A 23,066-nucleotide genomic window follows, 5' to 3' on the forward strand; every position below is an offset into this window, starting at 1 on the left:
GCCGTCGACCCGAGCCGCGAGGTCCCCCGTGTCCGCGTCGCGCACGACCGAGCCGCACCGCCTCGATCCTCCGTCGGCGCCCGGCGCGACGGAGCCCATGTCGTTCGGCCCCTACCGCGTGACCGGCCCGCTGGGCGAGGGCGGGATGGGCGTGGTGTACGCGGCCGAGCAGCTGGCGCCGATCCAGCGCCGCGTGGCCGTGAAGGTCCTCCGCAGCGGGATGGAGGCGGGCGTCCTCGCGCGCTTCGCGGCCGAGCGCCAGGCGCTGGCGCTGATGGAGCATCCGGCCATCGCGCGCGTCTACGACGCCGGCACGACGCCCGACGGGCGCCCGTACTTCGTCATGGAGTACGTCGAGGGGACGCCGATCGGCGAGTTCTGCGCGGCGCGCGGGCTGTCGACGCGCGAGCGGCTGCAGCTCTTCGTCGTCGTCTGCCAGGCGGTGCAGCACGCGCACCAGAAGGGCGTCATCCATCGCGACCTGAAGCCGTCGAACGTCCTGGTGAGCGAGCAGGGCGGCGCGCCGCTGCCGAAGGTGATCGACTTCGGCATCGCGAAGGCGGTGGACCGCCACCTCACCGGCGAGACGCTGACCACCGCGTTCGGCACCGTCGTCGGCACGCCCGCCTACATGAGCCCCGAGCAGGCCGAGGGCGGCGGCGTCGACGTCGACACGCGCACCGACGTGTACGCGCTCGGCGTCATGCTGTACGAGCTGCTCACGGGCGCGCTGCCGGTGGACCCGTCGGAGACGGGCCTGCTGCCGTTCATCGCGCAGCTGATGGCGCGCACCTCGGCCATCTCTCCGCCGAGCGCGCGCGTGGTGCACCGGCCCGACCTCGCGCGCGAGCTGCGCGGCGACCTCGATGCGATCGTCCTCAAGGCGATGGCGCCCGAGCGCGAGCGCCGCTACCAGACGGCGCAGGAGCTGGCGCTGGACCTCGAGCGCCACCTCGACCGGCGGCCCGTCGCGGCGCGCCCGCCGTCGCTGGCGTACCGCTTCGGCAAGCTCGCGCGCCGCCGGCCCGCGGCGGTGGCGCTGGGCGTGTCGTCCATCGTCTTCCTGATCGGGCTGAGCGTCGTCACCACGGTGCAGGCGCGGCGCGTGGAGCGCGCGCGCGTGATCGCGGAGCAGCGGCGCGGGCAGGCCGAGGCGCTCATCGGCTTCATGGTGGGCGACCTGCGCGAGCGCCTGGAGCCGATCGGCCGCCTGGCGATCCTCGACGACGTGAACGAGCGCGCGCTGGCGTACTTCGCCGCCGTGCCGACCGCCGAGCTGACCGACGCGGAGCTGTACCGCCGCGCGCAGACGCTGTCGCAGATCGGGCAGGTGCGCGTCGCGCAGGGCCAGCTCCCGGCGGCGATGCCCGCGTTCCGCGAGTCGCTCGCCGAGTCGCGCGACCTGGCCGCGCGCGACTCGACGAACGGCGACTGGCAGAAGCAGCTCGGCGCGGGGCACTACTGGGTCGGCTACGTCCACTACCTGCAGGGCGCGCTGGACTCGGCGATGGGGCACTTCGAGCCGTATCGCGCGATCGCCGAGGGGCTGGTGCGACGCGAGCCGACGAACGCCGACTGGCTGCTGGAGCTGAGCTACGCGCACGGCAACATCGGCTCGGTGCGGCAGGCGCAGGCGGACTACGCGGGCGCGCTGGCCGCGTTCCGCTTCGCGCTCGCGGCGAAGACGCGGCTGGTCGCGCTCGACGCGTCGAACGTCGAGTGGCAGCGCGCGCTCGGCAACAGCCACAACACGATCGGCGTCGTGTTCGCGCGCCTCGGGCCGCTGGACAGCGCGCTCGCGCACTACCGCGCGGACGTGGCGATCAAGCGCGCGCTCGCCGCGCGCGACACGAGCGACGCCACGCTGCAGCAGGCGCTGGCGACGGCGCTCAACTTCGCGGGCGCCGCCGCCGCGTCGCGCGGCGACGAGCCGGGCGCCCTCGCCCTCTACGACTCGTCGCGCCGCGTGTTCGGCGCGCTGGCCGCGCGCGATCCGGGCAACCGGCTCTGGCGCCAGGAGCTGACGACGAGCGAGGCGCGGCTCGGCCAGCTCGACGCGGCGCTCGGCCGCCGCGCTCAGGGAGTCGTGCGCCTGCGCGACGCGCGGCGCGCGTACGCCGAGCTGGCGGCGCTCGACTCGAGCAACGTCGAGGTGCAGCAGCACGTCGCGCGCGCCGACCTGACGCTCGCCACGCTCCACACGGACGGCCGCGACCTCGCCGCGGCAGGGCCGTACGTGCGCGCCGCGGCGTCGCGGCTGGCGGCGCTCGGCGCGCGGCAGCCCAGACCGCCGGGCATGGCCGCCGACCTCGCGCGCCTGCACCTGCTGGAGGCGGCGCTGCACGAGGGCGCGGGCGCGCATGGCGACGCCGTCGCGGCCCGTGAGGCGGCGCTGAGCGCGCTCGGCGCAGCGCGTGCGACGGAGCCGCTGCGCACCGCCGAGCTGCGCGCGCGTGCGCTGACCGGGCTCGCACGCCGCGCCGAGGCGGTGCCCATCGTCGAGCGCCTGCGCGTCGCGGGCTACCGGCCGTACGAGTTCCGCAGCTTCGCCAACGGGTTTCCCGAGGCGGGAGCCACCCGCCCGTGATCCACCGCGCGCCCCGACGCCGGGTCACCGCGCGGGCCGTCCACCGCTCGCCCGAGGCCACGCCCGATGCCTGACGACACGCCCACGCCCATCAACTTCAACGTCTACGTGAAGTTGAACACGAACGCGGCGCCGAAGCAGCAGGTCACCCTCCTGGACGGCAACAACGCCGCGATCGGCAAGCTGAAGGTGCCGACGGGCTCCACGGCGACGATCACGTTCAGCCAGGCGAACGGCAGCCAGGACCTCTACTTCTCGAGCTTCCTGATCCAGGCGACGCCGTTCAGCACCTTCCCGCCACGGGGATCGCCGGAGAACAACCCGGCCGAGTTCAAGCCGCTGGTCTGGACGCCGGGCCAGACGAACGCCACGTCGCTGACGGTGCCCGACACGAACGTCGATGCCTCCAGCACCGACTACCACTACGCGGTGGGCGTCGTCGCGAAGAACGGCGACGGCACGGTGTACTGGAACGACCCGGAGATCGTGAACCACTCGGAGTCGTCGCCGGAGCTTCCGGCCGTGCGGCTGCCGGACGACATGCCCGCGGTCAGCCCGACGTTCGGGCGCACGGCGTCGGCCACGGACGTGAGCGCGCCGCCGCCAGTGTAGCGTCGAGCGTGTAGCGTCGAGCGGCGAGCGTCTAACAGCGAGAGGGTCCGGCGCGAGGAATCGTTCCTCACCGCCGGACCCTCTCGACGCTCGCCGCTACACGCTCGACGCTCTCAGTTCGGCGGCCGCTGCCCGCCGCCATCGCGGCGGCCCTGCCCGCCCTGCCCGCCGAAGAACTGCCGCAGCGGGTTCTTCACGTTCTCGGGCACCTTCGCCCACTGCTCGGGCGTGAGGATCGCCTGCGCCTCCTTCAGCCCGTCCTGGAAGATCTGCGCGCGCTCGGCGAGCTTCGGCCGCACGGCGGCGAAGAGCGTCGCCTGATCGGGGTTGTTGCCCTGCTTCGCGACCAGCGCGCGCACCTCCGTCGCCCAGCGCGTGTTGCGCGCGGCCACCGAGTCGCGCGCCGTCGCCAGCCGCGCCACCTGCGCCGTGTCGAGCTGCAGCGAGTCGCGCAGGTCGATGATCTGCGCCAGCGGGTTGGCCGCGGCCGCGGCGGCCGCCGCCTCGTTCCCCTGCCCGCCCTGGCCCAGCAGCGCCGCGAGCGGACCGCCGGGCGCACCACCGCCGGGGCCACCGCGGCCGCCCTGCCCGCCGCCGAAGCCACCGAAGCCGCCGCCCTGGCCGTAGACGTAGCGCGCCTGGATGCCGATCTGGAACGTCTGCCGAAACGCGGACGCCGCCTGGCGCGTGCTGCCGAAGCGCTCGTTCACCTCGTACACGTAGCGCTTGCTCGCCGCGTCGAAGCCGCGCACCGCGAGCAGCGTCGGATCCGGGCGCGCGGGCTGGCCCCAGCCGCGCAGGTCGTCCGCGCCGTGCACCAGCTGGTCGAGCCCCGCCAGCGAGTTCACGAACAGCGTGCTGATGGTCAGGCGGCGCTTGAGGCCGAAGTGGTCCGGCTTGTAGTTCAGCTGCAGGTCGAGCGACGGCGTCCACGGCCCGCGGCAGCTGTTGCGCGCGGCCACGCGGCCCATCTGCGACTCCAGGCACTCGCGCGCCGCGTCGGGCGTCGTCGCCAGCACCTTCTGCAGCCCCGCCTGCAGCGTCGGGTCGCCCGCCAGCTGCGCGGGATCGAACACGAACGCCGCGTCGTTGCGCGAGCCGTCGCCGTTGACGTCGCCCGAGACGATGGGCGTGTACGGACGGCCCGACGTCGCGCGCCCGATCGCCGTGATCTCGAGCGACGGGTGCAGCGGATACGTGAGCGTGCCGATCAGGTTGTGGCGCACGTCCTGGTCGGCCGACGCGAAGAGGCGCTCGTTCGGGTCGCCCGACGTCGGCGTCTGGCCGAAGCTGCCCGCCGGGTTGCCGAAGCCCGTCGACGACTGGTCGCGCGTGCGCGCCAGCGTGTACGACAGGTTGAAGTTCACGCCCTTGCTCGTGAAGCCGTTGAGCGACGCCGTCGCCTGCACGTTGCGCGAGCGGAAGCCCGAGCCCACCTCGAACACCTGCGCGAAGCGCGGGTCGACGCGGCTGGCGGAGATCGCGCTGGCGCCGGTCGTCGGCGCGATGGCCGTCGCCGGCACCCACACCGGACGATTGCCTTCGGTGCCGAGCGTGAACTCGGGCGCGCTGGTGTCGAGGTTGAGGTCGCGCACCGCGTACTGCGCGTAGCCCAGCGTGTACGCGCCGTCGAGCGTCGCCGTGAAGCGCTCCCAGAAGCGGCGCGTGACGCCGAGGCTCGCGCGCCACGTGCGCGGCGAGCGGAAGTCGTCGGCGATCGCGGTCACCGCGGGCGACGCGGACAGCGACGCGGCCGGCGTCCCCGGGATGCCGGCGACCGCGAGGCACTCGGTCGGGATCGCGGCGATGCCCTGCGACACGTACGCCGCGTAGTTCGGCAGCGGCACCGCGGCGCCCGCGCACACGAGCTGCGACTCCGCGCCCGCGAGGCCGGAGCCCTGCTGCGCGGCCGAGAAGAGCGACGACGACGCGCGGCCGCGGAACTCGCCGATGCCGCCGCGCACGAACAGCGTGGGCCCACCGCGCAGGAAGGGCGCGGGCTGGCCCTGCGCGCGACCCGCCTGGCGCTCCTGCCGCCCGGCGCGGCGCCCGTTCTCACGCCCGTTCTCGCGCGCGGTGTCCGGGAAGAAGGTGTAGCTGAAGCCGACGCGCGGGCTGATGCGGAGCTCGCCCGGGAAGCGGTCGGTGCGGAGACCGAAGCGCTGCTGCACCGCCGGGTTGAGCGCGGGCGCGCCGGAGTACGTCGAGCCCTCGATGCGCGCGCCGTACGTGAGCTGGAAGCTGCGGCTCTGGCGCCACGTGTCGCCGAGGTAGCCGGCCGCGTTGATCGCGCCGCCCGCGTTCGTGCGCGGCGCGAGCGAGCGCGTGAACAGCGCCGGACGATCCTCGAGGAAGTCCTGCAGCGAGTTGAACGTGTACGTGCCGTACGGGTTGAACGCGGTGCGCTGGTCGTAGCGGCTCGCGTTCACCAGCCCGCCGAGCTTCACGCGGTGCGCGCCGCCCATCGAGGCCCACGACAGCTCGTTGGTGCCCTCGACGTAGTCGGTCTGGTCGTCGTTGTTGAGGCCCGGGTTGCCGCCGAACGAGAGCGTCGAGAGGCCCGTCGTGCCGTCACCGAGGTCGCTCGTCACGCGCACGCGGCTCGCCGGCAGCGCGACGTACGGCGCCGCGGTCCGCTGCTCGGCCGTCGCGTAGACCTTCGCCTCGTTGATGACGGTGCCGCCGAGGATCTCGCGGTCGAGGCGCGACGAGAGCGTGAGCATCAGGCCGCCCGCCTTCGTGCGCGAGTCGCCGCCGAACGTCGGCACCGAGAGCGCGCCGATGCGCGTCGCGTCCTGCTCGCTGATGCGGTAGTCGCCGCGCAGCGACAGCGTGTGCTGCTCGTTGAGATTGAGGTCGAGGCGCGCGATGCCCGAGAGGTTGTCGTTCAGCTGGCTCCCCGGGATGCCGCTGCGCGTCGCGCCGACGCCGAGCGCCTGCAGCTCCGCGAGGAAGCGGCTCACGGAGTCGGGGCTCGCGCCCACGAGGCGCAGCGCGGTCGGGTCGGCGCCGACGAGGCTCTGCAGCGGGTTGCTGCGGCGCTGCACGGAGCCGGACACGAAGTAGAAGGCCCTGTCCTTCACGAACGGCCCGCCGACGCCGAGCGACAGTGAGTTCTGCGTGTAGCCCTGGCCGAACGCGCCCTCGAACTCGGGGCGCCACTGCAGGTTGGGATCGCGCAGGTTGTACGTGCTGCCGACGTACAGGTTGTTGGTGCCGCTGCGCGTCGTGCTGGCCACCTGGCCGCCGCTGAACTGCCCGCGCGCGACGTCGAAGGTGTTGGTGATGACGCGCGTGGCGCGCACGGCCTCCTGCGGGAAGCTGCCGCCGCCGAACGACACGCCGTCGAGCGTGACGTTGTTCTGCGCGGCGCTCTGGCCGGCGACGTTGAAGCCCGCCTGCGTGGAGTCGCTGCCCGGCGTCGAGACGACGCCCGCGGTGAGCGCGGCGATCGCGTTCGGATCGCTGGCGTCGACCGGAAGGCGCAGCGCCTGCTCGGTGGTGACGTTGCGCTCCGTGTTGCCCGGCTCGGGGCGCTGGCCGTTCGGCGGGCCGGCGGGCGCGCGGTTGGCCTGCACGCGCACGGCGCTGAGCTGCGTCGGCGCGGTGCCGAGCGCGATGTTGGCGACCAGGCGGTCCTCGTCGGACTCGCGCTGCACGTTCACCGTCTGCGGCAGCTGGCCGATGGCGCGCACCGTGATGCGGTAGCGTCCCCCGCCGTCGGGGAAGAGCACCGTGTACTGACCCTTGGCGTTGGTGGCGCGCGTGCGGTTGACGCCCGTCTCGACGGACGTGACGGTGACCTGCGCGCCCTCGATGGGCTGGCCGTTGGTGCCGACGACCCTGCCGGTGATGATGTCGGTCGTGCTGCCCACCTGGGCGGCGGCGACGGCGGGGAGCGCGGCGAGGGCGACGACGGCGCCGGCGCCGAGCGCGCCGCCGAGGGCGACGGGGAGCAGGGCCGCCGCGACGCGGCGTGGAGCGGGTGGCATATTCAGCGAGGACGGAAGCGTCGACAGGAAAGCGCGCCCGCCGCCGTGCTGCGGGGCGTGGGCGCGCTGCCTCACGTACGCACCGATGGTGGGCATCGCTGGCGGGTGGACGCGCGAACCGGCGAGCCGTTAACGACGTTCTCTTGTGGTGCCGATGTCGTCCGATCACTCTCCGACCGCCGATCCGACCGTTCCCGAGGCCGAGCTGGCGGTGGCGCGCGCGATCGCGCAGCGGCTGGGGCGCCCGGTGTTCGCGGTGGTCACCGAGACGGGGGGCCGCCGGCTGGCGCACGAGCCGCCCGAGGACCTGGACGAGGTGGCGTACGCGGTGGACCACCGCGGGCGGGTGCGCTTCGGGCGCGCGGGCCGTCCGCCGGCGCCGCCCGCGGGCGTGTCGCTGGTGCGCGATCCAGCGACCATCCCCGCGGTGGAGCTGGCCGCGGCGCGCGACCTGGCGCTGGCGGTCGGGGCGACGGTGTTCGTGGCGGCGCCCGATCCGGCCGATCCGGCGGCGGGGACGCGCTACGCGCTGGAGGCGCCGGTGGACGGGTCGCTGCGCTTCGCGGTGCGCCCCACGGGGGCGCTGCTGGTGGGCGACGCCGCGCGCGAGGAGCGGCCGCGGCGCGTGGCCGACGCGAGCTGGCCGACGCGGGTGGGCCCGGCGATCCGGGCGGTCCGCCGGCTGGCCGAGCGGGGCGAGGCGCTGGCGACGGTGGACGTGGTGCAGGCGCGCGACTGGGGGCGCGTGGAGCGCCTGGTGCCGAAGGCGGAGCGCGACGCGCTGCACCCGCGGGTGATGGTGGGGCTGACGGGCCCCGCGGCGGCGGCGCGTGTGGCCGCGGCGGTGGAGCGCGAGCTGGAGCGGCTGCGGGAGGAGGCGGGGCGGTTGCTGGAGCGGTGAGCGCTCGGCGCTCGCGCGCCGGACCCGAACGGCATTGCAAGGATAAGAGCGGACAAGATCTGATAACGGCGGATGGCTCCGCGTCTGGCGACGTTCCTCGCCGCGATGCGGAGCCATCCGTCGTCATCCGATCGTCTCGGACTTTCATCCTTGCTGCCGTTGCCGTCCGGGTCCGGCGCGAGGATCACGTCCTCGCGCCGGACCCGTCGACCACGGGCGGGTCGGACCGCTCAGGCGAGCTGGCCCGTCCCCTGGCGCACGGCGATCTGGACGCCGGCCTTGGGCTCGCCGTCGATCTCGAGCATGAACGTGTACCGGCCGAACTCCGGCAGGCCGAACATGTCGAGCAGCATCGGCAGGTCGATGGCCAGCGAGTCGACGCCGGCGGGCGCGGGCGGGACGCCGATCTCGCCGGACGGGCGGGCGATCTCGTTGCCCTTCGGGTCGGTGATCACCAGGTCGACCTTGTAGGTCTTCCCGGTCTCCTCGGTCGTGAGGAGGATGCGCGCGGCGAAGGCGACGCGCGGCAGCGTCACCGGGACCTGCATCGCCTGGATGTCGCTGAAGACGCCGATGAGCGACGGCTTGCCGTCGGCGCCGACGAGGACGTGGTCGCACACGGCGACGTACTGGACGTGCATCGGGAGGGGCGGATGAAGCGTGAGTCGGGCGACGCGCGCGGACAGGGGCGCGCGGGCGGGCAATCTAACGGCTCCGGGAGGCGGAAGACGATAAGGCGGAGAACGGACCTGCGGAGGACGGAACGGCGTGAAACGATGAAGCGGACCCTTCCGGCTTGAGGCGTCAAGCTGAAGGTCCGCCTCATCGTTTCACGCCGTATCGTTTTCCGCCGTTCCGGCCTCCGCTCCTCCGTCCTCCGCCGTTCCGTTAGATTCGGTGTGTCTTCGGGACGAGGGGTGGGGAGGATGGAGTTGCAGAGGAAGCTCCAGGTGTTAGCCGACGCCGCGAAGTACGACGCGTCGTGCGCCAGCAGCGGGTCGAAGGGGCGGCGGGCGACCGCCGGCGGGGTCGGGTCGACGGAGGGGATGGGGATCTGCCACAGCTACACGCCCGACGGGCGGTGCGTGTCGCTCCTCAAGCTCCTCCTCACCAACTACTGCCTGTACGACTGCCTGTACTGCGTGAACCGCCGCTCGAGCGACGTCGAGCGCGCGCGCTTCTCGGCCGCCGAAGTCGTGCGCCTCACGCTCGACTTCTACCGGCGCAACTACATCGAGGGGCTCTTCCTGTCGTCGGGGATCATCCGGTCGCCCGACTACACGATGGAGCAGCTGGCCCTGGTCGCGCGCACGCTGCGCGCCGAGCACGACTTCCAGGGCTACATCCACCTCAAGACGATCCCGCACGCCGATCCCGCGCTGATCGCGGAGGCCGGGCGCTGGGCCGATCGCCTGAGCATCAACGTCGAGCTGCCGACGGCCGAGGCGCTGCAGCGGCTCGCGCCGGAGAAGGACCTCGGCGTCATCCGCGGCGCGATGCACGGCATCCGCACGCGCATCGACGAGAGCCGGGCGGAGCTGGTCGCGTTGAAGCGTGCGCCGACACGCGTGAATGTGCGCGCCGATGGACCCGCGCCCTTCGCCCCCGCCGGGCAGAGCACGCAGCTCATCGTCGGCGCGACCGACGCCAGCGACGCGACGATCCTCGGCACCGCGAGCGCGCTGTACACCGCGCACCGCCTGCGGCGCGTCTACTACTCGGCCTTCTCGCCGATCCCCGATGCGTCGAGCGCGCTGCCGCCCGTCGCGCCGCCGCTCGTGCGCGAGCACCGGCTCTATCAGGCCGACTGGCTCGTGCGCTTCTACGGCTTCGACGCGAAGGAGCTGACGACGGCGCAGGCGCCGAACCTCGACCTCGAGCTCGATCCCAAGACGGCGTGGGCGCTGCGCCACCGCGAGCTGTTTCCCGTGGACGTCAACAGCGCGCCGCGCGAGCTGCTGCTGCGCGTGCCGGGCGTGGGCGCGCGCAGCGTCGAGCGGCTGCTGCAGGTGCGGCGCTGGCGGCGCGTGCGCGTGGCCGACCTCGCGGCGCTGCGCGTGGCGCTGCGGCGCGCGCTCCCGTTCCTGGTGACGGCGGACGGGCCGGGCGCCTCGCGCGTGCTCGACGCGAGCGACCTGCGCGCCCGCCTGCTCGGCCGGCGCACGCAGCTGGACCTGTTCGCGCCGCCGCTGGCGTCCGCGCGGTCGGTGATCGGCGGGGAGCTGTAGCGCGTGCGCGAGGCGGTGATCGACGGCAGCGCCGCGGGCTGGCGCGCGGCCGCGCGCGCGCTGCTGGCCGACGACGTGCCGCCCGAGCGCGTGGCGTGGCGCGTGGCCGGCGACGCGCAGGGCGCGCTCGCGCTGGCGGAGGCGCCCGTCGCGTCGCGCTCGGTCGACGTACCCACGGCGCGCGTGCCGCGCCGCTTCCTCGCGCTCACCGACCGCGTCGCGTGCCACCGCGACGACGCGCGCTGGCACCGGCTGTACCGCGCGCTCTGGCGGCTCACGCACGGCGAGCCGCACCTGCTGCAGGTGCGCACGGATCCCGACGTGCGCCCGTTGGCCGAGATGGCGAAGGCGATCGACCGCGAGGTGCACAAGCTGCACGCGTTCGTGCGCTTCCGTGAGGTCGCGGGCGACGACGGCCCGGCGTACGTCGCGTGGTTCGAGCCCGCGCACGACGTGCTCGCGCTCGCGGCGCCGCTCTTCGTGCGCCGCTTCGCGTCGATGCGCTGGGCGATCCTGACGCCATTCGCGAGCGCGCACTGGGACGGCGCGCAGCTCACGCTCGGCCCCGGCGTGGCGCGTCCGGCGACCGACGGCGACGACGCGGAGGCGCTCTGGCGCACGTACTACGCGCACGTCTTCAACCCGGCGCGCGTGAAGGTCGCCGCGATGCGCGCCGAGATGCCGCTGCGCTACTGGAAGAACCTCCCCGAAGCGCCACTGATCCCGACGCTGCTGCGCGAGGCGCCTTCGCGGGTGCGAGAGATGATCGAGAAGGCTCGCGTGGCGATGCCCGCGGAGCGGCGGACTGCGGACAGCGGATCCGCAGCCCGCAGTCCGCAGCGCCCGGTGGAACGCAATGCGGCGCGCGCACCGGCGCCCCTCGACGTCGACGGCTGCGAGGTCAGAGTCGGGACGGCCAGCTGGACCGATCCGACGTTGCTGGTGCCGGGGCTCTTCTATCCCGCGGGCGTGAGCACGCCCGAGGCGCGACTGCGCTACTACGCGAGCCGCTTCCCGCTGGTGGAGATCGACGGCACCTACTACGCGCTGCCGACGGCGAAGGTCGCCGCGCTGTGGGCCGAGCGCGCGCCCGAGGGCTTCGTCTTCGACGTGAAGGCGCACGCGACGATGACCGGCCATCCTGTCGAGACGGCGAAGCTTCCGCGCGCGCTGCGCGACCTGCTGCCGCCGTCGGTCGCGGGCGCGACGCGCGTGCGCGCCGACGAGCTGCCCTCGCACGTGCAGGACGCGGCGTGGCGCACCTTCCTGGACGCGCTCGCGCCGCTGTCGCAATCGGGGAAGCTCGGCACGCTGCTGCTGCAGTTCCCGCGCTGGTTCACCCCCAGCGCCGCGTCGGCGGACCGGCTGCGCGCGGCGCGCGAGCGGCTGCACGACTGGTACGCCGCGGGCCACCTCGCGGCGGTGGAGCTGCGACACCGCGACTGGTACGCGCCGCGGCTGCGCGCGCGCACGCTGGCGCTGCTGGAGCGGCTGGACTTCGTGCACGTGATCGTGGACGCCCCGCCGGGGCACGCGAGCACGGTGCCGTTCACGCCCGTCGCCACGCATCCCCGCCTGGCGATCGTGCGCCTGCACGGCCGCCGCACGGAGACGTGGGAGACGCCGGTGTCCGTGGTGAGCGAGCGCTATCGCTACCGCTACTCGCTGCAGGAGCTGACCGACCTCGTGCCGCCCATCGTCGACGTCGCGCGGCGGGTGCAGGGCGTGCACGTGGTGTTCAACAACTGCCACGCGGACTATGGGACCAGCAACGCGGACGAGATCGCGGCGATCATCCGGAGGAGAGACGAACTTCGGAAAAGCGGAGGACGGAACGGCGGAGGACGATGAAGCGGAGGACGGAACGGCGTGAAACGGACAAGCGGACCTATCGGCTCTAAGCATCGAGCCTGAAGGGTCCGCCGTATCGTCTCACGCTTTACCGTCTTCCGCCGTTCCGTTTTCCGCCCTTCCGTCCTCCGCCGTTCAGTTCACAGGGTTCGTCGCCCACACCGACGCCTCGGTCACGAACCCGCGGTCGTCGAGCGCCAGCATGCTCGCGATCACGTGCGCGATGTCCTCGGGGTGCAGCTTCGTCGGGTTCTCGCGCGCCCCGCCGAGGCCCGCGCTCTCGAAGAACGGCGTGATCACCTCGCTCGGGTTCACCTGCATCACGCGGATGCCGTGCTGCCGGAGCTCGGTGCGCCACACCTCGGTGAGGCCGGTGAGCGCGTACTTGGTGGACGCGTAGGCGGAGGCGCCCGCGCTGGCGCGGCGGCCGGCCGTCGACGCGACGTTGACGATGTGGCCGCGCCGCTGCGGCACGAAGACGCGCGCGCTCTCGCGCGCCATCAGCGTGGCGCCGAGCACGTTGGTCTCCCACAGGCGGCGCATGTCGCCGGCCGTGACGTCGAGCAGCGGCGCGAAGGCGCCGACGCCCGCGTTGTTCACGAGCGTGTCGTACCCGCCCAGCGCGTCGCGCGCCGCGGCCACCATGCGCGCGGCGTCCGCCTCGCGCGTGACGTCGCCCTGGATGGGGACGACCGTCGCGCCGGCGGCGTCGGAGAGCTCGCGCGCGGCGCGCTCCAGGACGTCGGCGCGGCGGCCGCTGATGGCGACGCGGGCGCCGCGGCGCGCGAGCAGCTCGGCGGTCGCGCGACCGATGCCGGTGCCGCCGCCGGTGACGAGGACGTGCGCGGTCGAGAGATCCATGTGGTCGAAAGAGAGAGCGCGAGAGGTCAGACGGCGAGCGCGTCGGCGAGCGCCGCGTCGAGCGCGTCCGGGTCGCGCGCGTCGAGGCGCACGGGATCGGCGCCGGCGCGCACGAGGAGCACCGTCGGCGTCCCGCGCACCTCGTCCGCGCGCGCGCTCGCGGCCTGGGCCTCCAGGCGCGCGCGCACGTCGGCCGCGCGCAGGTCGCGCTCGAACGTCGCAACGTCCAGGCCCAGGGCGGCGGCGTGCGTCGGGAGCGCCTCGGGCCAGAGCGGCGCCGGCGCGGTCATCAGCGCCTCGTGCATCGCCCAGAACGCGCCCTGCGCGCCCGCGGCCTCGACGGCGGACGCGGCGAGCGTGGCGTTGGGGAACGCGCCCGGCGGCGCGAAGTGGCGCCACTCCACCTGCGCACGCCCCGCCTCGGCCAGCGCGCGCAGCGCCGGCCACGCGCGCCGGCAGTGGAGGCACTCGTAGGTGCCGTAGACGACGAGCGTCGCCGCCGCGTCGGCCGGGCCGAGACGCCGGCCGACCGCCGGCGCCTCGGCGAGCGTGACGGTGTCGCTGAGCAGCGTGCTCACGCGGCGCGCGCCGCGGCCGGCGCCTCCGCGTCCGTCTCGTCGGGGAGCGTCCACACCGTGCCGTCGCGCATCGGGTAGTCCGCGTAGCCGTTCGCGCCGCCCGCGTAGAACGTCCCGCGGTCCCCCTCCGCCAGCGGCGCACCCTCGGCGAAGCGCTCGACGAGGTCGGGGTTGGCGATGAACGGCGCGCCGTACGACACCAGGTCCGCGCGCCCCGCCTGCAGCACGGCGTCGCCGCTCGCGCGGTCGTAGCCGCCGTTCACCATCAGCGTGCCGTCGTACGCGGCGCGCAGCGCGTCGGTGAGCGGCGCGCCGGCGGGCCGCGGGTCGACCACGTGCAGGTACGCGAGCCCGCGCGGTGCGAGCGCGCGCGCGACGTACGTGAAGGTCGCGGCGGGATCGCTGTCGTGCATCGAGTTGTACGCGTTGGTCGGCGAGAGGCGCACGCCCACGCGGTCGGCGCCGATCGCGGCGCTGGCGGCATCCACGACTTCCAGCAGCAGGCGCGCGCGGTTCTCGACCGGGCCGCCGTACGCGTCCGTGCGGTGGTTGCTGCCGTCGCGCAGGAACTGGTCGAGCAGGTAGCCGTTCGCGCCGTGGATCTCGACGCCGTCGAAGCCCGCCTCGCGCGCCCAGCGCGCGCCCTGCGCGAACGACTCGACGATCGCGGGCAGCTCGTGCGTCGCGAGCGGGCGCGGCGTCACCATCGGCGCCATGCCGTCGGCCACGCGGATGGTTCCCTCGGCCCCGATCGCGGACGGCGCCACCGGGAGCACGCCGTCGGGGAAGAGCGACGGATGCCCGACGCGCCCCGTGTGCCAGAGCTGCAGCACGATGTGGCCGCCGCGCGCGTGCACGGCGTCGGTCACACGCTTCCACGCGGCGCGCTGCGCGGGCGTGTCGATCCCCGGCGTGTCCGGATAGCCGTAGCCGCGCGGGTGCGCGTGCGTGGCCTCGGTGACGATGAGCCCCGCGCTCGCGCGCTGCGCGTAGTAGCGCGCGGCGAGCGGCGACGGCACGCGGTCCCGCTCCGCGCGGCTGCGCGTCATCGGCGCCATGACGACGCGGTTCGTCAGGGTCCACGCGCCGACGCGCACGGGCGCCAGCAACGAGGAGTCGGTCGGGACGGTCGGGGTCTGGCTCATGGTCGGCTGGAACGGTGGGGGGAACCTTCGCCGATGGTGCAATTGTACAAACGTCTAAATACCAGGAAGCGGACGCACGTCGGGCCCTGCGATGGTCAGGGACTCAGCCGACGGCGACCGTCAGCTTCAGCCGGCGCTCGAGCTCCGCCCGATACGCCTCCAGCACCCCGGCGCGCAGCCGGTAGTGGCCGTGCTGGCCCTCGCGTCGCGCCTCGATCAGGCCGGCGGTCGCGAGCTCCTTCAGGTGGTGCGAGATGGTCGCCTGCGAGACGGGGAACGCCTCGACCATCCGCTTGCACGCGACCTCGCTGTCCCCGGCGATCATCTCGAGGATCTCGAAACGGCGGGGATCGGCCAGCGCCTTGGCGACGCGCGCGAACTGCTCCTGGTCCATGGGCGGGGAAGCTACGGCCGGCGCGCGATTAGATCAATAGGTGATCGTCTAAATATCCCCGCGGCCCATCTTCGGCATCTATTCGGGCGCCGGTCCACCCCAACCGCCCGGACATGCGCCACGCGCCCGACGACGATACGCCCCGACTCGCGCTGGACGATGCGCCCGCGCCGCGGCGGATGCTCCCGGTGCTCGACGCCGCGCTCGGCGTGCAGAAGGACATCGTCTATCGCGAGGTGGCGTCGCGGTCGGTGCTGAACGGCCCCGAGTCCACGGGCATCGGCTGCTGGTCGCTCAACCCGTACGTCGGCTGCGCCTTCGGCTGCGCGTACTGCTACGCGCGCTACGCGCACCGCTACACGATGGAGCGCGCGGGCGGCGGCCCGGACGAGGCGCCGCTGCCGCCCTGGCTCGCGTTCGAGCGGCGCATCCTCGTGAAGCGCGAGGCGCCGGCGCTGCTCCGCCGCGCGCTCGCCGGCCGGTCGGCGCGGATCGCGCGACTGCTCTCCGGTGACGAGACGCTGATCGTCGGCTCGGCCACCGATCCGTACCAGCCGGCGGAGCGGCGCTTCCGCGTCACGCGCGGCGTGCTGGAGGTGCTGGCGGAGCATCCGGGGCTGCGCGTGGTGATCATCACCAAGAGCCCGCTCGTCGCGCGCGACGTGGACGTGCTGGCGCGCCTCGCGCGGCACGCGACGCTGAGCGTGCACGTCTCGCTCATCACGCTCGACCGCGCGCTGGCGCGCCGCGTGGAGCCGCGCGCGCCGACGCCGGAGTCGCGGCTCCGCGCGGTCGCGCAGCTGGCAGCGGCGGGTGTGGACGTGGGCATCAACTGCATGCCGGTGCTGCCGGGGATCACCGACCGTCCGCGCGACCTCGCGGCGCTCGTGCGCGCCGCCGCCGATGCCGGCGCATCGACCGTCGCGGCGGGTGCGCTGCGCCTGCAGCCCGCGGCGCGCGACCGCTATCTGCCCTGGCTCGCGGCGGAGTTCCCCGCCCTCGCGGCGCGCTATCGCGCGACGTACGCCCGCGGGCACTACATGGGCGACGCGTACCGACAGGGGCTGCACGACTACGTGGTGCGGCTGTGCGAGCGGCACGGGCTGCGGGTGCGGGAGTACAGCCGCGATGGTGCGGCGCGCGCGCGTTCTGCCGCGCGCGCTGGGGCATCGGGCGTGCAGCTCACGTTGGATCTGTGAGGCGCTGCGTGCTGCGTGGCCGGCATCCATGCGCCGGACCCGAACGAGAACGGCAGCAAGGATGAAAGTCCGAGAAGATCTGATAACGACGGATGGCTCCGCGTGGGTGCGATCTGGGTCGCGCCGCACCGGAGCCATCCGTCGTTATCAGACGTTATCCGATTTTATCCTTGCAATGCCGTTCGCTCTTCAGGGTCTGGGGCGCGAATACAGGCCATGTCCCACGTCGAGTAGGTCCCTCGCTGCGCTCGGGACACTCCTCACGCCGCTCACCCTTCGAGCACCGCCCCGAGCTCCGCGTCCGGCCGCAGCTCCTCCGCCTCGGCGCCCGCGCGGAACAGCACCGCCGGATGCGCGCCGCGCAGCGTGATGCGCGCGCCGCGCACGTCCAGCCAGTCGCCCTCCGGCAGCCCCACCACGCGTGCGTGCGCGTTCGCGACGAGGTACTCCGCCAGCCGCTCGCGCCGCGTCTCGCCCTGGAAACCCGGCGGGTGCGCGTCGGTGAAGTGCGCGTTGATCTGGAAGCGCACGAGGCCGAGCGCGGAGAAGCCCTGCGGCGGCTGCACGATCGGCATGTCGTTCGTGGTGCCGAGCGTGGGGCATGCGACCACCGAGCCCGCGCTCCAGCCGACGTAGGGCACGCCCGCCAGCGCGCGCTCGCGCACCGCGTCCAGCACGCCCGTGCGCTGCAGCGTGGCGAGCAGGTGGAAGGTGTTGCCGCCGCCGACCGCGATCGCGTCCGCCGCGCGCACCGCCGCCGCGGGATCGTCCCCCGCGTGCACGCCCCTCACCTGCACGCCGAGCGGGGCGAGCGCGTCGCGCACCTTCGCGGTGTAGTCGTCCCACGCGATCCCGACGCCCGCGTACGGCACGAACGCGACGTCGCGCACGCCCGCGAGATGCGCCGCCAGCGCGTCGCGGCAGTGCTGGAGGTAGCGCCCCTCGGGGTCGCGCGAGTTGGAGAGCAGCAGCAGGCGGCGATCGGCCATTCGTGCGTCCTGTGAATCGTGGTCAGCGCGCGCCGCGGTCCCACGGGCGCAGCACGCGGTGGCTCGGCACCGCCGTCGGCCCCGCGCGGTCGATCGCCAGCAGGCGCCGCCGCTCCAGCGTCGCGAGCGCGCCCTGCACCGCGCGCTTCGAGAGGCCCGTCGCCTCCGCCAGCTCGCGCAGGCTCAGCGCGGCCTCGCGGCGGCCGCCCGCGGTGCGGTGCCAGAGCACGAGGTACACCAGGAACGCCGACGGATGGCGGTCGTGGCCCACCAGGTCGGGGAGCAGGACGTCGACGACGTACGGATCGAGCGCGGTCGCGGGCACGCCGGACGCTACGGCCGCGCGCTATGGCACGCAATGCCATGGCAGACGTTGCCATGGCAGCGCCTGCGCGGCTTTACGCGCGCGCGCGGGCCGTCGAGATTGGCGCCGTCCGCACGGCCCACGCACCTCACTACTCACCGGCCACCGCCATGATCCGCGGCGTCAAGTTCGTCAGCATCCCCACGCGCGACCAGGACCGCGCGCTCGCCTTCTGGACCGAGCAGGTCGGCTTCCAGGTCGCCACCGACCAGCCGTTCGACGACAAGCAGCGCTGGATCGAGCTGCGCATCCCCGGCGCCGACACGCGCTTCGTGCTGTTCACGCCCACGGGCCACGAGGACCGCATCGGCGGCTTCACGTCGCTCGCGTTCTGGAGCGACGACCTCGACGCGACCTACGCGAAGCTCACCGCCGCCGGCGTCGAGACGCTCGGCCCGCCGCGGAAGGAGGAGTGGGGCTCGTCGCTGCTGTTCCGGGATCCCGACGGCAACACGTTCGTGATCTCGACGAAGTGAGCACGAGCTCAGCGGCCGAGCGCGAGCTTCACGGACGTCGTGGGCACCCTCGCGAGATTGAGCTCGGCGCCGAGCCGCATGATGGAGAGGCGGGCGTTGATGCCCACCGTCGCCTGCGCGCCGAGCACGCTGACGGCGTCGAGGTCGACCTTCGGCGTGGTCTCGCGCGCGCGCGCCACGTAGCCCGATACCCCCACGTACGGCGCGAACCGCGAGAGCTCCCGGCTCGCCACCAGCTCCACGCCGTACGTGCTCGCGCGCATGTCCTCCGGTCCGAACAGCCGGACCACGGTGATCCGCCCCGCCGCCGACAGGTGGCGGGCGGGATCGTGCAGCAGCGCGTACTGGAGCTGCCCGCCGACCACGCCGTAGTTCGCGCCGATGGCCTTCGTGAAGTACGCGCCGACGTCCGCGCGATCGGTGACCCCCGCCCTCGCCATCAGGCCGGGGAACTGGAGCGTCGCGCCCTCGACGAGGTCGTGCTCGCCGTCGGGATGCGAGAACGTGTCGTTCCACGCGGCGTCCGCGTCGTCGATCCGCGTGCCCCAGCTCACGAGCCCGGCCTCGAAGTGCTTCCGTCCCAGCGGCGCCGCCGAGGCCATCGGACGGAAGTAGGTCACGACCGCGAGCTCGCCGGCGAACTGGCGCCACGCACCCTGCGTCAGGCCCGGATCGAGGACGATGGCGCACTCGCGCCACCGGTCGTTCGTGTGCAGATGCTGCGCGGACGCCCGCGAGGCCAGGACCGCCAGGGGGAGCAGGGCCGCGACTGCCTGCACGACTCGTGGGCGCAGCATGAGCGTACCTCCGGACCGGTGGCTCGATCAGCGCGCCATCGTCGGATCCCCGGGTGGGAGCCGTGCGCCGTCGAAGCGTCTGCATCCAGGGTCGCTCCGGCCGGCATCCGACACATGGGGAGCCGCGCCCTATCCTTCGCGCGTCGCCCGCGCGGGTGCTGAACGCACGTGTGGACGGCAACGGAGGCCCCCGTTACCGCCCACACGTGTCCTGCACCGGCCCACTTCCCGACGACTTCCCCTAGTCGCCGCGTCGCGGAACCGGCCGCTGATTCGCCTTCGGGTCGAACGGCACTGGATACCCGAACTGCCACTGGGAGTTCTCCCGGTCCTTCATCGGCGTCGCCACCATGTTCCGCAGCATCGGGAAGAGCTCGCGCTGCGTGGGCGTGACCACCGAGTCCGCGATCTCCGGCTGCCGCCAGAACGCCTTCCAGTAGGCCTTCTCCACCTTCGCGACGCTGTCCAGCTCCACCTTGCCCGGCTCTCCCTCCGGCCGGCTCGCGAGGAACTGCCCCAGCGCGACGTACATCCCGCGCACCTCGGCCGAGAAGGCGGAGTCGTTGCGCTGCAGCGCCGCGACCTGCGCGCGCGACAGGAAGAGCGAGTCGCTCTCCGCCAGCAGCGCGCGGTGGATGTTGGACGTGCGCGAGAGGTAGAACGCCGCCAGCGAGTCGGCCGAGCGGCGCTGCCACCCGCCGCCGGGCACGCGCACCGGCTCCAGCGCGCGGCGCAGCTGCTGCACCGGGTAGTCCACCGCGAGGTTGACCGAGAAGTCGATGCTGAGGCGGAACGGCTCGCGCAGCAGCGTGCGCGCGCCGCGCGTGTCGCCGAAGCGCGGGTTCACGTCGTAGCGGAAGCGCGGACCGCCCGGCGCCGACGCGTCGAAGCCGCGCGGCACCAGCAGCACCGCGTCCGGCGTCGCCGTCGAGCCCCAGCCGCGCAGCGACGCGTCGTCGTGCAGCAGCTGGTCGATCCCGCCGAGGACGTTCTGCAGGTAGACGTTCGTCGTCAGGCGGCTCGCCCAGCGGCGCGGGATGGGCGGACGCCACTGCATGTTGAGCGTCTGCGTCCACGGGCCGCGGCAGCCATTGCGCGCCGCCATGCGCCCCGCGTACGCGGTGAGGCACTCGCGCGCGCCCGGCGCGCCGCCCACGAGCAGCGCCTGCAGCTGCTCCGCGAGCTGCGCGTCCACGTTCGCCACCGCCGGCACGAACGCGCGGTCGCCACTGCGGCCGTCGCCGTTCACGTCGCCCTGCACCACCGGCGTGTACGGGAGCCCGGACTGCGCGCGCGCGAACAGCGTCACCGTGCCGGTCTTCCGCGTGCTGAAGCCGCCCGTCACGACGAGCTGGTGCCGCGCGTCGTTCGGCCCGGCCGCCCACTCGCGCACCGACGGATCGCCGAACGCCGCGCCGTCGAAGCCGCGGTACTGCCGCTTCGTGCCCTGCAGCGTGTACGCGACCGAGCTGAAGATCGAGGCGCGCGAGCGGAACTTGAACACGTCCGGCGACACCTGGAACGTCAGCTGCCCGCCGTAGCCGCGCAGGTCGCTCGTGCGCACGCCCACGCGCCCGAACTGCGGCGCGCGACGCGCCTCGCTCGCGGACACCGCGCCGCTCCCCGCGTCGATCGCCGCCGGCGTCACGAACACCGGGCGGTTGCCCTCGCCGGCGAGCGCGAAGCGCTGCGTGCCCGCGAAGTTCGCGTCCACCACGCCGGGCTGCGACAGGTCGTACGAGCCGAGCGCGCTCACGCGCAGCAGCAGCCGCTGCCAGCTCGTGTTCCAGTCGAGCGACGCGCGCCAGCTGCGCGGCACGTCGTAGTCCCGATCGATGAGCGTCACGCTCGGCGCGCGCTCGGCGAGGATGCCGCCGCCGCCCGCGCACTGCGTGGGGATCGTGCTCGCGTCGCTCGCGAACAGCGACCAGTCGGCCGCCGGCACCGCGGCGCCCACGCACGACAGCAGCGACGTGCTCCCGGGCAGCCCGGTGCTCGCCGTCGCGTCGGCGAGGAGGCCGGGGCGCAGCAGGTCGCGGAACTCGCCGATGCCGCCGCGGATCACGCCCGCCGTCGTGCGGTAGAAGCGGCCGACCGGGTTCTGGTTGGTGCCGGAGCCGTTCTCGCGGTCGCGGTTGTAGGTGAACGAGAAGCCGGCGCGCGGGCTGACGTGGAAGCGCGTGGGCGCGACGCCCGTGCGCACGCCGAGCGCCTGCTCGAGCGCGGGGTTCGCGGGCGGCCGGTCGCCGAAGACGCTCGTCTCCACGCGCGCGCCGTACAGGACGTTGAACCAGCGCGACGGCGTCCACTGGTGCGCCAGCGCGGCGGCGCCGTTCCACACCGTGCCCTCGCGCTCCGGCTGCACCAGCGTGCGCGTGTAGCTCGCGGGGCGGTTGGCGGCGAAGTCGTCGAGCGACGCGAAGGTGTAGTTGCCCAGCGCGTTGCCGACGGCGCTCTGCCGCAGGCCGTCGCCGCGCATCCACGCCAGCGCCTTGAAGCGGTGCCGGCGCCCGCGCGCGTTCCAGATCGTCTCGTTCGCGCCCTCCACCGTCCAGCGGCGCTCGTCGCTGGCGACGAACGGCCCGCCGCCGAGCGTGAGGCCCGCGACGTCGCTGCGGTCGTCGAGCGCGTCGCCGTCGGCCGCGATGTCGGAGCGCACGAGCACCGTCGCGCCGGGCAGGCGGCGGTACGGCGTCGCCTCGTTCCCCACCAGGCTCGCGCTCAGGCGCGTCTCGGTGAGCACGCGACGCCCCGCGCCCACGAAGTCGGCGAGCACCAGCTGCGCGCCGAGCGTGCGCTCCTTGCGCTCGCCGCCGACGGACGGCGCGGTGAGCGGCCCGAAGCCGAGCGCGCCCTCCTTGGTGAGGCCCGCGTAGCTGGTGAGCGTGCGCGTCTTCAGCGAGTCGCGCGTGTCGTCCAGGCGGCCCAGCCAGGTGAGCGCGTCGCGGTTGCGCGCGGTCGGGATGCCGCCGCCCGAGAGCGGGAGCCCGAGCGGGCCGGTGAGCTGCACAAGCCGCGCGACCGAGTCGGGCGCGACGCCCGCGCGCAGCAGCGTCTCGGCCTGCGCGTTCACCAGCGTCGCCGGGTCGCTCGTGTTGCGCGCGATGTCGAGCGCGACGTTGTACGTCAGCGCCTGCCGGATCAGCTCACCGTCGGCGCCCAGCGACCCGCGGAAGCCGCCGTTCGCGGCGCCGCTGGCGCGGCCCACCGCGTCGGTGAACTGCAGCTGCGGCGCGTCGAGCGTGAGGAAGCCGTTGCGGCGCTGGTAGAAGCGGTCGCCCGGCCCGAGCCGCACGTCGATGTTGGCGCCCGAGAAGCCGCCGCGCGTCGGATCGAAGGTCGCGCCGGTGACGCGCGTCTCGGTGCGCGCCGCGCGCGGGATCGAGCCGCCCGGCAGCGCGAGGCCGTTGAGCGTCGTCAGGTTCGACTCCGCGCCCGAGCCGAGGATCGCCGGACCGCTCGGCGTCAGCGTCACACCGGGGATCGTCCCCGCGAGCGCGCTCAGGTCGCCCGCGACCGACGGCGGGAGCTGGCCGCCGACGCCGTCCACCCACTTCTCCGCCGCGCCGGTCTCCAGCGTCGTCGGGCGGATGGGGTTCGACGCGCGCACCGGGCGCTCGCCGCGGATCTGCACTGCGGCCAGCATCGCCAGGTCGCGGCCGAGGGCGAAGTCGGCGACCAGCTCGCGCTCGGCCCCCTGCCGCTCGACGCGGCGGCGCGCGGGGCGGAAGCCGGGCGCCGCGACGTGCACGAGGTAGTCGCCCGTGCCCGGGTCGAAGCGCACGCTGTAGCGCCCCGCCGAGTCGGTGGTGGTCGTCTGCACCAGCCGGTCGGGGCCGCGCGTGACGGTGATGGCGGCGGCGAACACCGCGCGCGCCGAGTCGTCGGTGACGCGCCCGCGCACGACCTCCGGTGGCCCCGCCGGTGCCTGGGCGAGGGCGGGCGAGGCACCGCCGAGGAGCGCGGCCAGCAGGAACGGGAGGACCGGAGTGCGTCGGGGCATGCTCGGCGCGTGAGGACGGATTGGATCGCGGTGCGGATGAGACACCGGGCGGGACGTCAGCGTTGCTCGGACGATGGGCGAGAACGGCG

Annotated in this window: 17 protein-coding genes; 7 read left to right on the top strand and 10 right to left on the bottom strand. The window is 74.1% G+C overall.

The annotated features are described in order from the left end of the window. Positions 1-28 precede the first annotated feature (28 nt). Positions 29-2,587, top strand: coding sequence for a serine/threonine-protein kinase (locus rosag_RS10430; RefSeq protein ID WP_284350054.1), 2,559 nt, complete (start codon positions 29-31; stop codon positions 2,585-2,587). A gap of 66 nt (positions 2,588-2,653) precedes the next feature. After that, positions 2,654-3,199 carry a hypothetical protein gene (locus rosag_RS10435; protein ID WP_284350055.1) on the top strand — a complete coding sequence of 182 codons (546 nt, stop codon included), beginning with the start codon at positions 2,654-2,656 and terminating at the stop codon, positions 3,197-3,199. A gap of 113 nt (positions 3,200-3,312) precedes the next feature. Here the strand turns inward: rosag_RS10435 and rosag_RS10440 are convergent, their stop codons facing one another. Next, positions 3,313-7,191: an outer membrane beta-barrel protein gene (locus rosag_RS10440; RefSeq protein WP_284350056.1), complete on the bottom strand. Its 3,879-nt coding sequence runs from the start codon at positions 7,189-7,191 to the stop codon at positions 3,313-3,315. Positions 7,192-7,345: 154 nt separating this feature from the next. Between rosag_RS10440 and rosag_RS10445 the strand changes: the two genes are divergently transcribed. After that, the gene (locus rosag_RS10445; RefSeq protein WP_284350057.1) at positions 7,346-8,092 is read left to right on the top strand and encodes a hypothetical protein; all 747 of its coding nucleotides are present in this window, start codon (positions 7,346-7,348) and stop codon (positions 8,090-8,092) included. 230 nt (positions 8,093-8,322) lie between these two features. Here the strand turns inward: rosag_RS10445 and rosag_RS10450 are convergent, their stop codons facing one another. Further along, the gene (locus rosag_RS10450) at positions 8,323-8,733 is read right to left on the bottom strand and encodes a DUF6941 family protein (protein ID WP_284350058.1); all 411 of its coding nucleotides are present in this window, start codon (positions 8,731-8,733) and stop codon (positions 8,323-8,325) included. Positions 8,734-9,018: 285 nt separating this feature from the next. Between rosag_RS10450 and rosag_RS10455 the strand changes: the two genes are divergently transcribed. Both rosag_RS10455 and rosag_RS10460 read left to right on the top strand, forming a co-directional pair. After that, positions 9,019-10,320 (top strand): putative DNA modification/repair radical SAM protein, encoded by a 1,302-nt coding sequence (locus rosag_RS10455; RefSeq protein ID WP_284350059.1) that lies wholly within the window; start codon positions 9,019-9,021, stop codon positions 10,318-10,320. Positions 10,321-10,323: 3 nt separating this feature from the next. Continuing rightward, positions 10,324-12,171: a TIGR03915 family putative DNA repair protein gene (locus rosag_RS10460; protein ID WP_284350060.1), complete on the top strand. Its 1,848-nt coding sequence runs from the start codon at positions 10,324-10,326 to the stop codon at positions 12,169-12,171. Positions 12,172-12,306: 135 nt separating this feature from the next. On the opposite strand, the gene rosag_RS10465 is transcribed toward rosag_RS10460, so the two are convergent. The 4 genes from rosag_RS10465 to rosag_RS10480 form a co-directional block, all read right to left on the bottom strand. Beyond that, positions 12,307-13,032 carry an SDR family oxidoreductase gene (locus rosag_RS10465; RefSeq protein ID WP_284350061.1) on the bottom strand — a complete coding sequence of 242 codons (726 nt, stop codon included), beginning with the start codon at positions 13,030-13,032 and terminating at the stop codon, positions 12,307-12,309. A 26-nt stretch (positions 13,033-13,058) separates the two neighbouring features. Beyond that, positions 13,059-13,610, bottom strand: coding sequence for a DsbA family protein (locus tag rosag_RS10470; RefSeq protein WP_284350062.1), 552 nt, complete (start codon positions 13,608-13,610; stop codon positions 13,059-13,061). After that, entirely contained in the window at positions 13,607-14,755 is a 1,149-nt protein-coding gene (locus tag rosag_RS10475) for an alkene reductase (protein ID WP_284350063.1), read from the bottom strand. Before rosag_RS10475 ends, rosag_RS10470 begins: the two co-directional genes overlap by 4 nt. A gap of 103 nt (positions 14,756-14,858) precedes the next feature. Continuing rightward, a complete protein-coding gene (locus rosag_RS10480) occupies positions 14,859-15,149 on the bottom strand; it encodes an ArsR/SmtB family transcription factor (RefSeq protein WP_284350064.1) in 291 nt (96 codons plus the stop codon). Between the two features lie 113 nt (positions 15,150-15,262). On the opposite strand from rosag_RS10480, the gene rosag_RS10485 reads away from it, so the two are divergent. Further along, the gene (locus tag rosag_RS10485; protein WP_284350065.1) at positions 15,263-16,348 is read left to right on the top strand and encodes an SPL family radical SAM protein; all 1,086 of its coding nucleotides are present in this window, start codon (positions 15,263-15,265) and stop codon (positions 16,346-16,348) included. 269 nt (positions 16,349-16,617) lie between these two features. Here the strand turns inward: rosag_RS10485 and pepE are convergent, their stop codons facing one another. Both pepE and rosag_RS10495 read right to left on the bottom strand, forming a co-directional pair. Further along, complete coding sequence (gene pepE, locus rosag_RS10490; protein WP_284350066.1) at positions 16,618-17,337, bottom strand: dipeptidase PepE; 720 nt, start codon at positions 17,335-17,337, stop codon at positions 16,618-16,620. 22 nt (positions 17,338-17,359) lie between these two features. Then, entirely contained in the window at positions 17,360-17,662 is a 303-nt protein-coding gene (locus rosag_RS10495) for a helix-turn-helix domain-containing protein (protein ID WP_284350067.1), read from the bottom strand. A 149-nt stretch (positions 17,663-17,811) separates the two neighbouring features. Between rosag_RS10495 and rosag_RS10500 the strand changes: the two genes are divergently transcribed. Continuing rightward, a complete protein-coding gene (locus rosag_RS10500; RefSeq protein ID WP_284350068.1) occupies positions 17,812-18,177 on the top strand; it encodes a VOC family protein in 366 nt (121 codons plus the stop codon). 8 nt (positions 18,178-18,185) lie between these two features. Here the strand turns inward: rosag_RS10500 and rosag_RS10505 are convergent, their stop codons facing one another. Together rosag_RS10505 and rosag_RS10510 are read right to left on the bottom strand one after the other, a co-directional pair. Beyond that, positions 18,186-18,974, bottom strand: a complete 789-nt coding sequence (locus tag rosag_RS10505; RefSeq protein WP_284350069.1) for a hypothetical protein — start codon at positions 18,972-18,974, stop codon at positions 18,186-18,188. Between the two features lie 241 nt (positions 18,975-19,215). Then, entirely contained in the window at positions 19,216-22,977 is a 3,762-nt protein-coding gene (locus rosag_RS10510) for a carboxypeptidase-like regulatory domain-containing protein (RefSeq protein WP_284350070.1), read from the bottom strand. Between the last annotated feature and the right edge of the window lie 89 nt (positions 22,978-23,066).

Source organism: Roseisolibacter agri (assembly GCF_030159095.1).
Taxonomy (GTDB): domain Bacteria; phylum Gemmatimonadota; class Gemmatimonadetes; order Gemmatimonadales; family Gemmatimonadaceae; genus Roseisolibacter; species Roseisolibacter agri.

Coding starts and splice junctions, on each gene's coding strand:
- rosag_RS10435 (WP_284350055.1), top strand. CDS start 2,654: ATGCCTGACGACACGCCCACGCCCATCAACTTCAACGTCTACGTGAAG.
- rosag_RS10440 (WP_284350056.1), bottom strand. CDS start 7,191: ATGCCACCCGCTCCACGCCGCGTCGCGGCGGCCCTGCTCCCCGTCGCC.
- rosag_RS10445 (WP_284350057.1), top strand. CDS start 7,346: ATGTCGTCCGATCACTCTCCGACCGCCGATCCGACCGTTCCCGAGGCC.
- rosag_RS10450 (WP_284350058.1), bottom strand. CDS start 8,733: ATGCACGTCCAGTACGTCGCCGTGTGCGACCACGTCCTCGTCGGCGCC.
- rosag_RS10455 (WP_284350059.1), top strand. CDS start 9,019: ATGGAGTTGCAGAGGAAGCTCCAGGTGTTAGCCGACGCCGCGAAGTAC.
- rosag_RS10465 (WP_284350061.1), bottom strand. CDS start 13,032: ATGGATCTCTCGACCGCGCACGTCCTCGTCACCGGCGGCGGCACCGGC.
- rosag_RS10475 (WP_284350063.1), bottom strand. CDS start 14,755: ATGAGCCAGACCCCGACCGTCCCGACCGACTCCTCGTTGCTGGCGCCC.
- rosag_RS10480 (WP_284350064.1), bottom strand. CDS start 15,149: ATGGACCAGGAGCAGTTCGCGCGCGTCGCCAAGGCGCTGGCCGATCCC.
- rosag_RS10485 (WP_284350065.1), top strand. CDS start 15,263: ATGCGCCACGCGCCCGACGACGATACGCCCCGACTCGCGCTGGACGAT.
- pepE (WP_284350066.1), bottom strand. CDS start 17,337: ATGGCCGATCGCCGCCTGCTGCTGCTCTCCAACTCGCGCGACCCCGAG.
- rosag_RS10500 (WP_284350068.1), top strand. CDS start 17,812: ATGATCCGCGGCGTCAAGTTCGTCAGCATCCCCACGCGCGACCAGGAC.
- rosag_RS10505 (WP_284350069.1), bottom strand. CDS start 18,974: ATGCTGCGCCCACGAGTCGTGCAGGCAGTCGCGGCCCTGCTCCCCCTG.
- rosag_RS10510 (WP_284350070.1), bottom strand. CDS start 22,977: ATGCCCCGACGCACTCCGGTCCTCCCGTTCCTGCTGGCCGCGCTCCTC.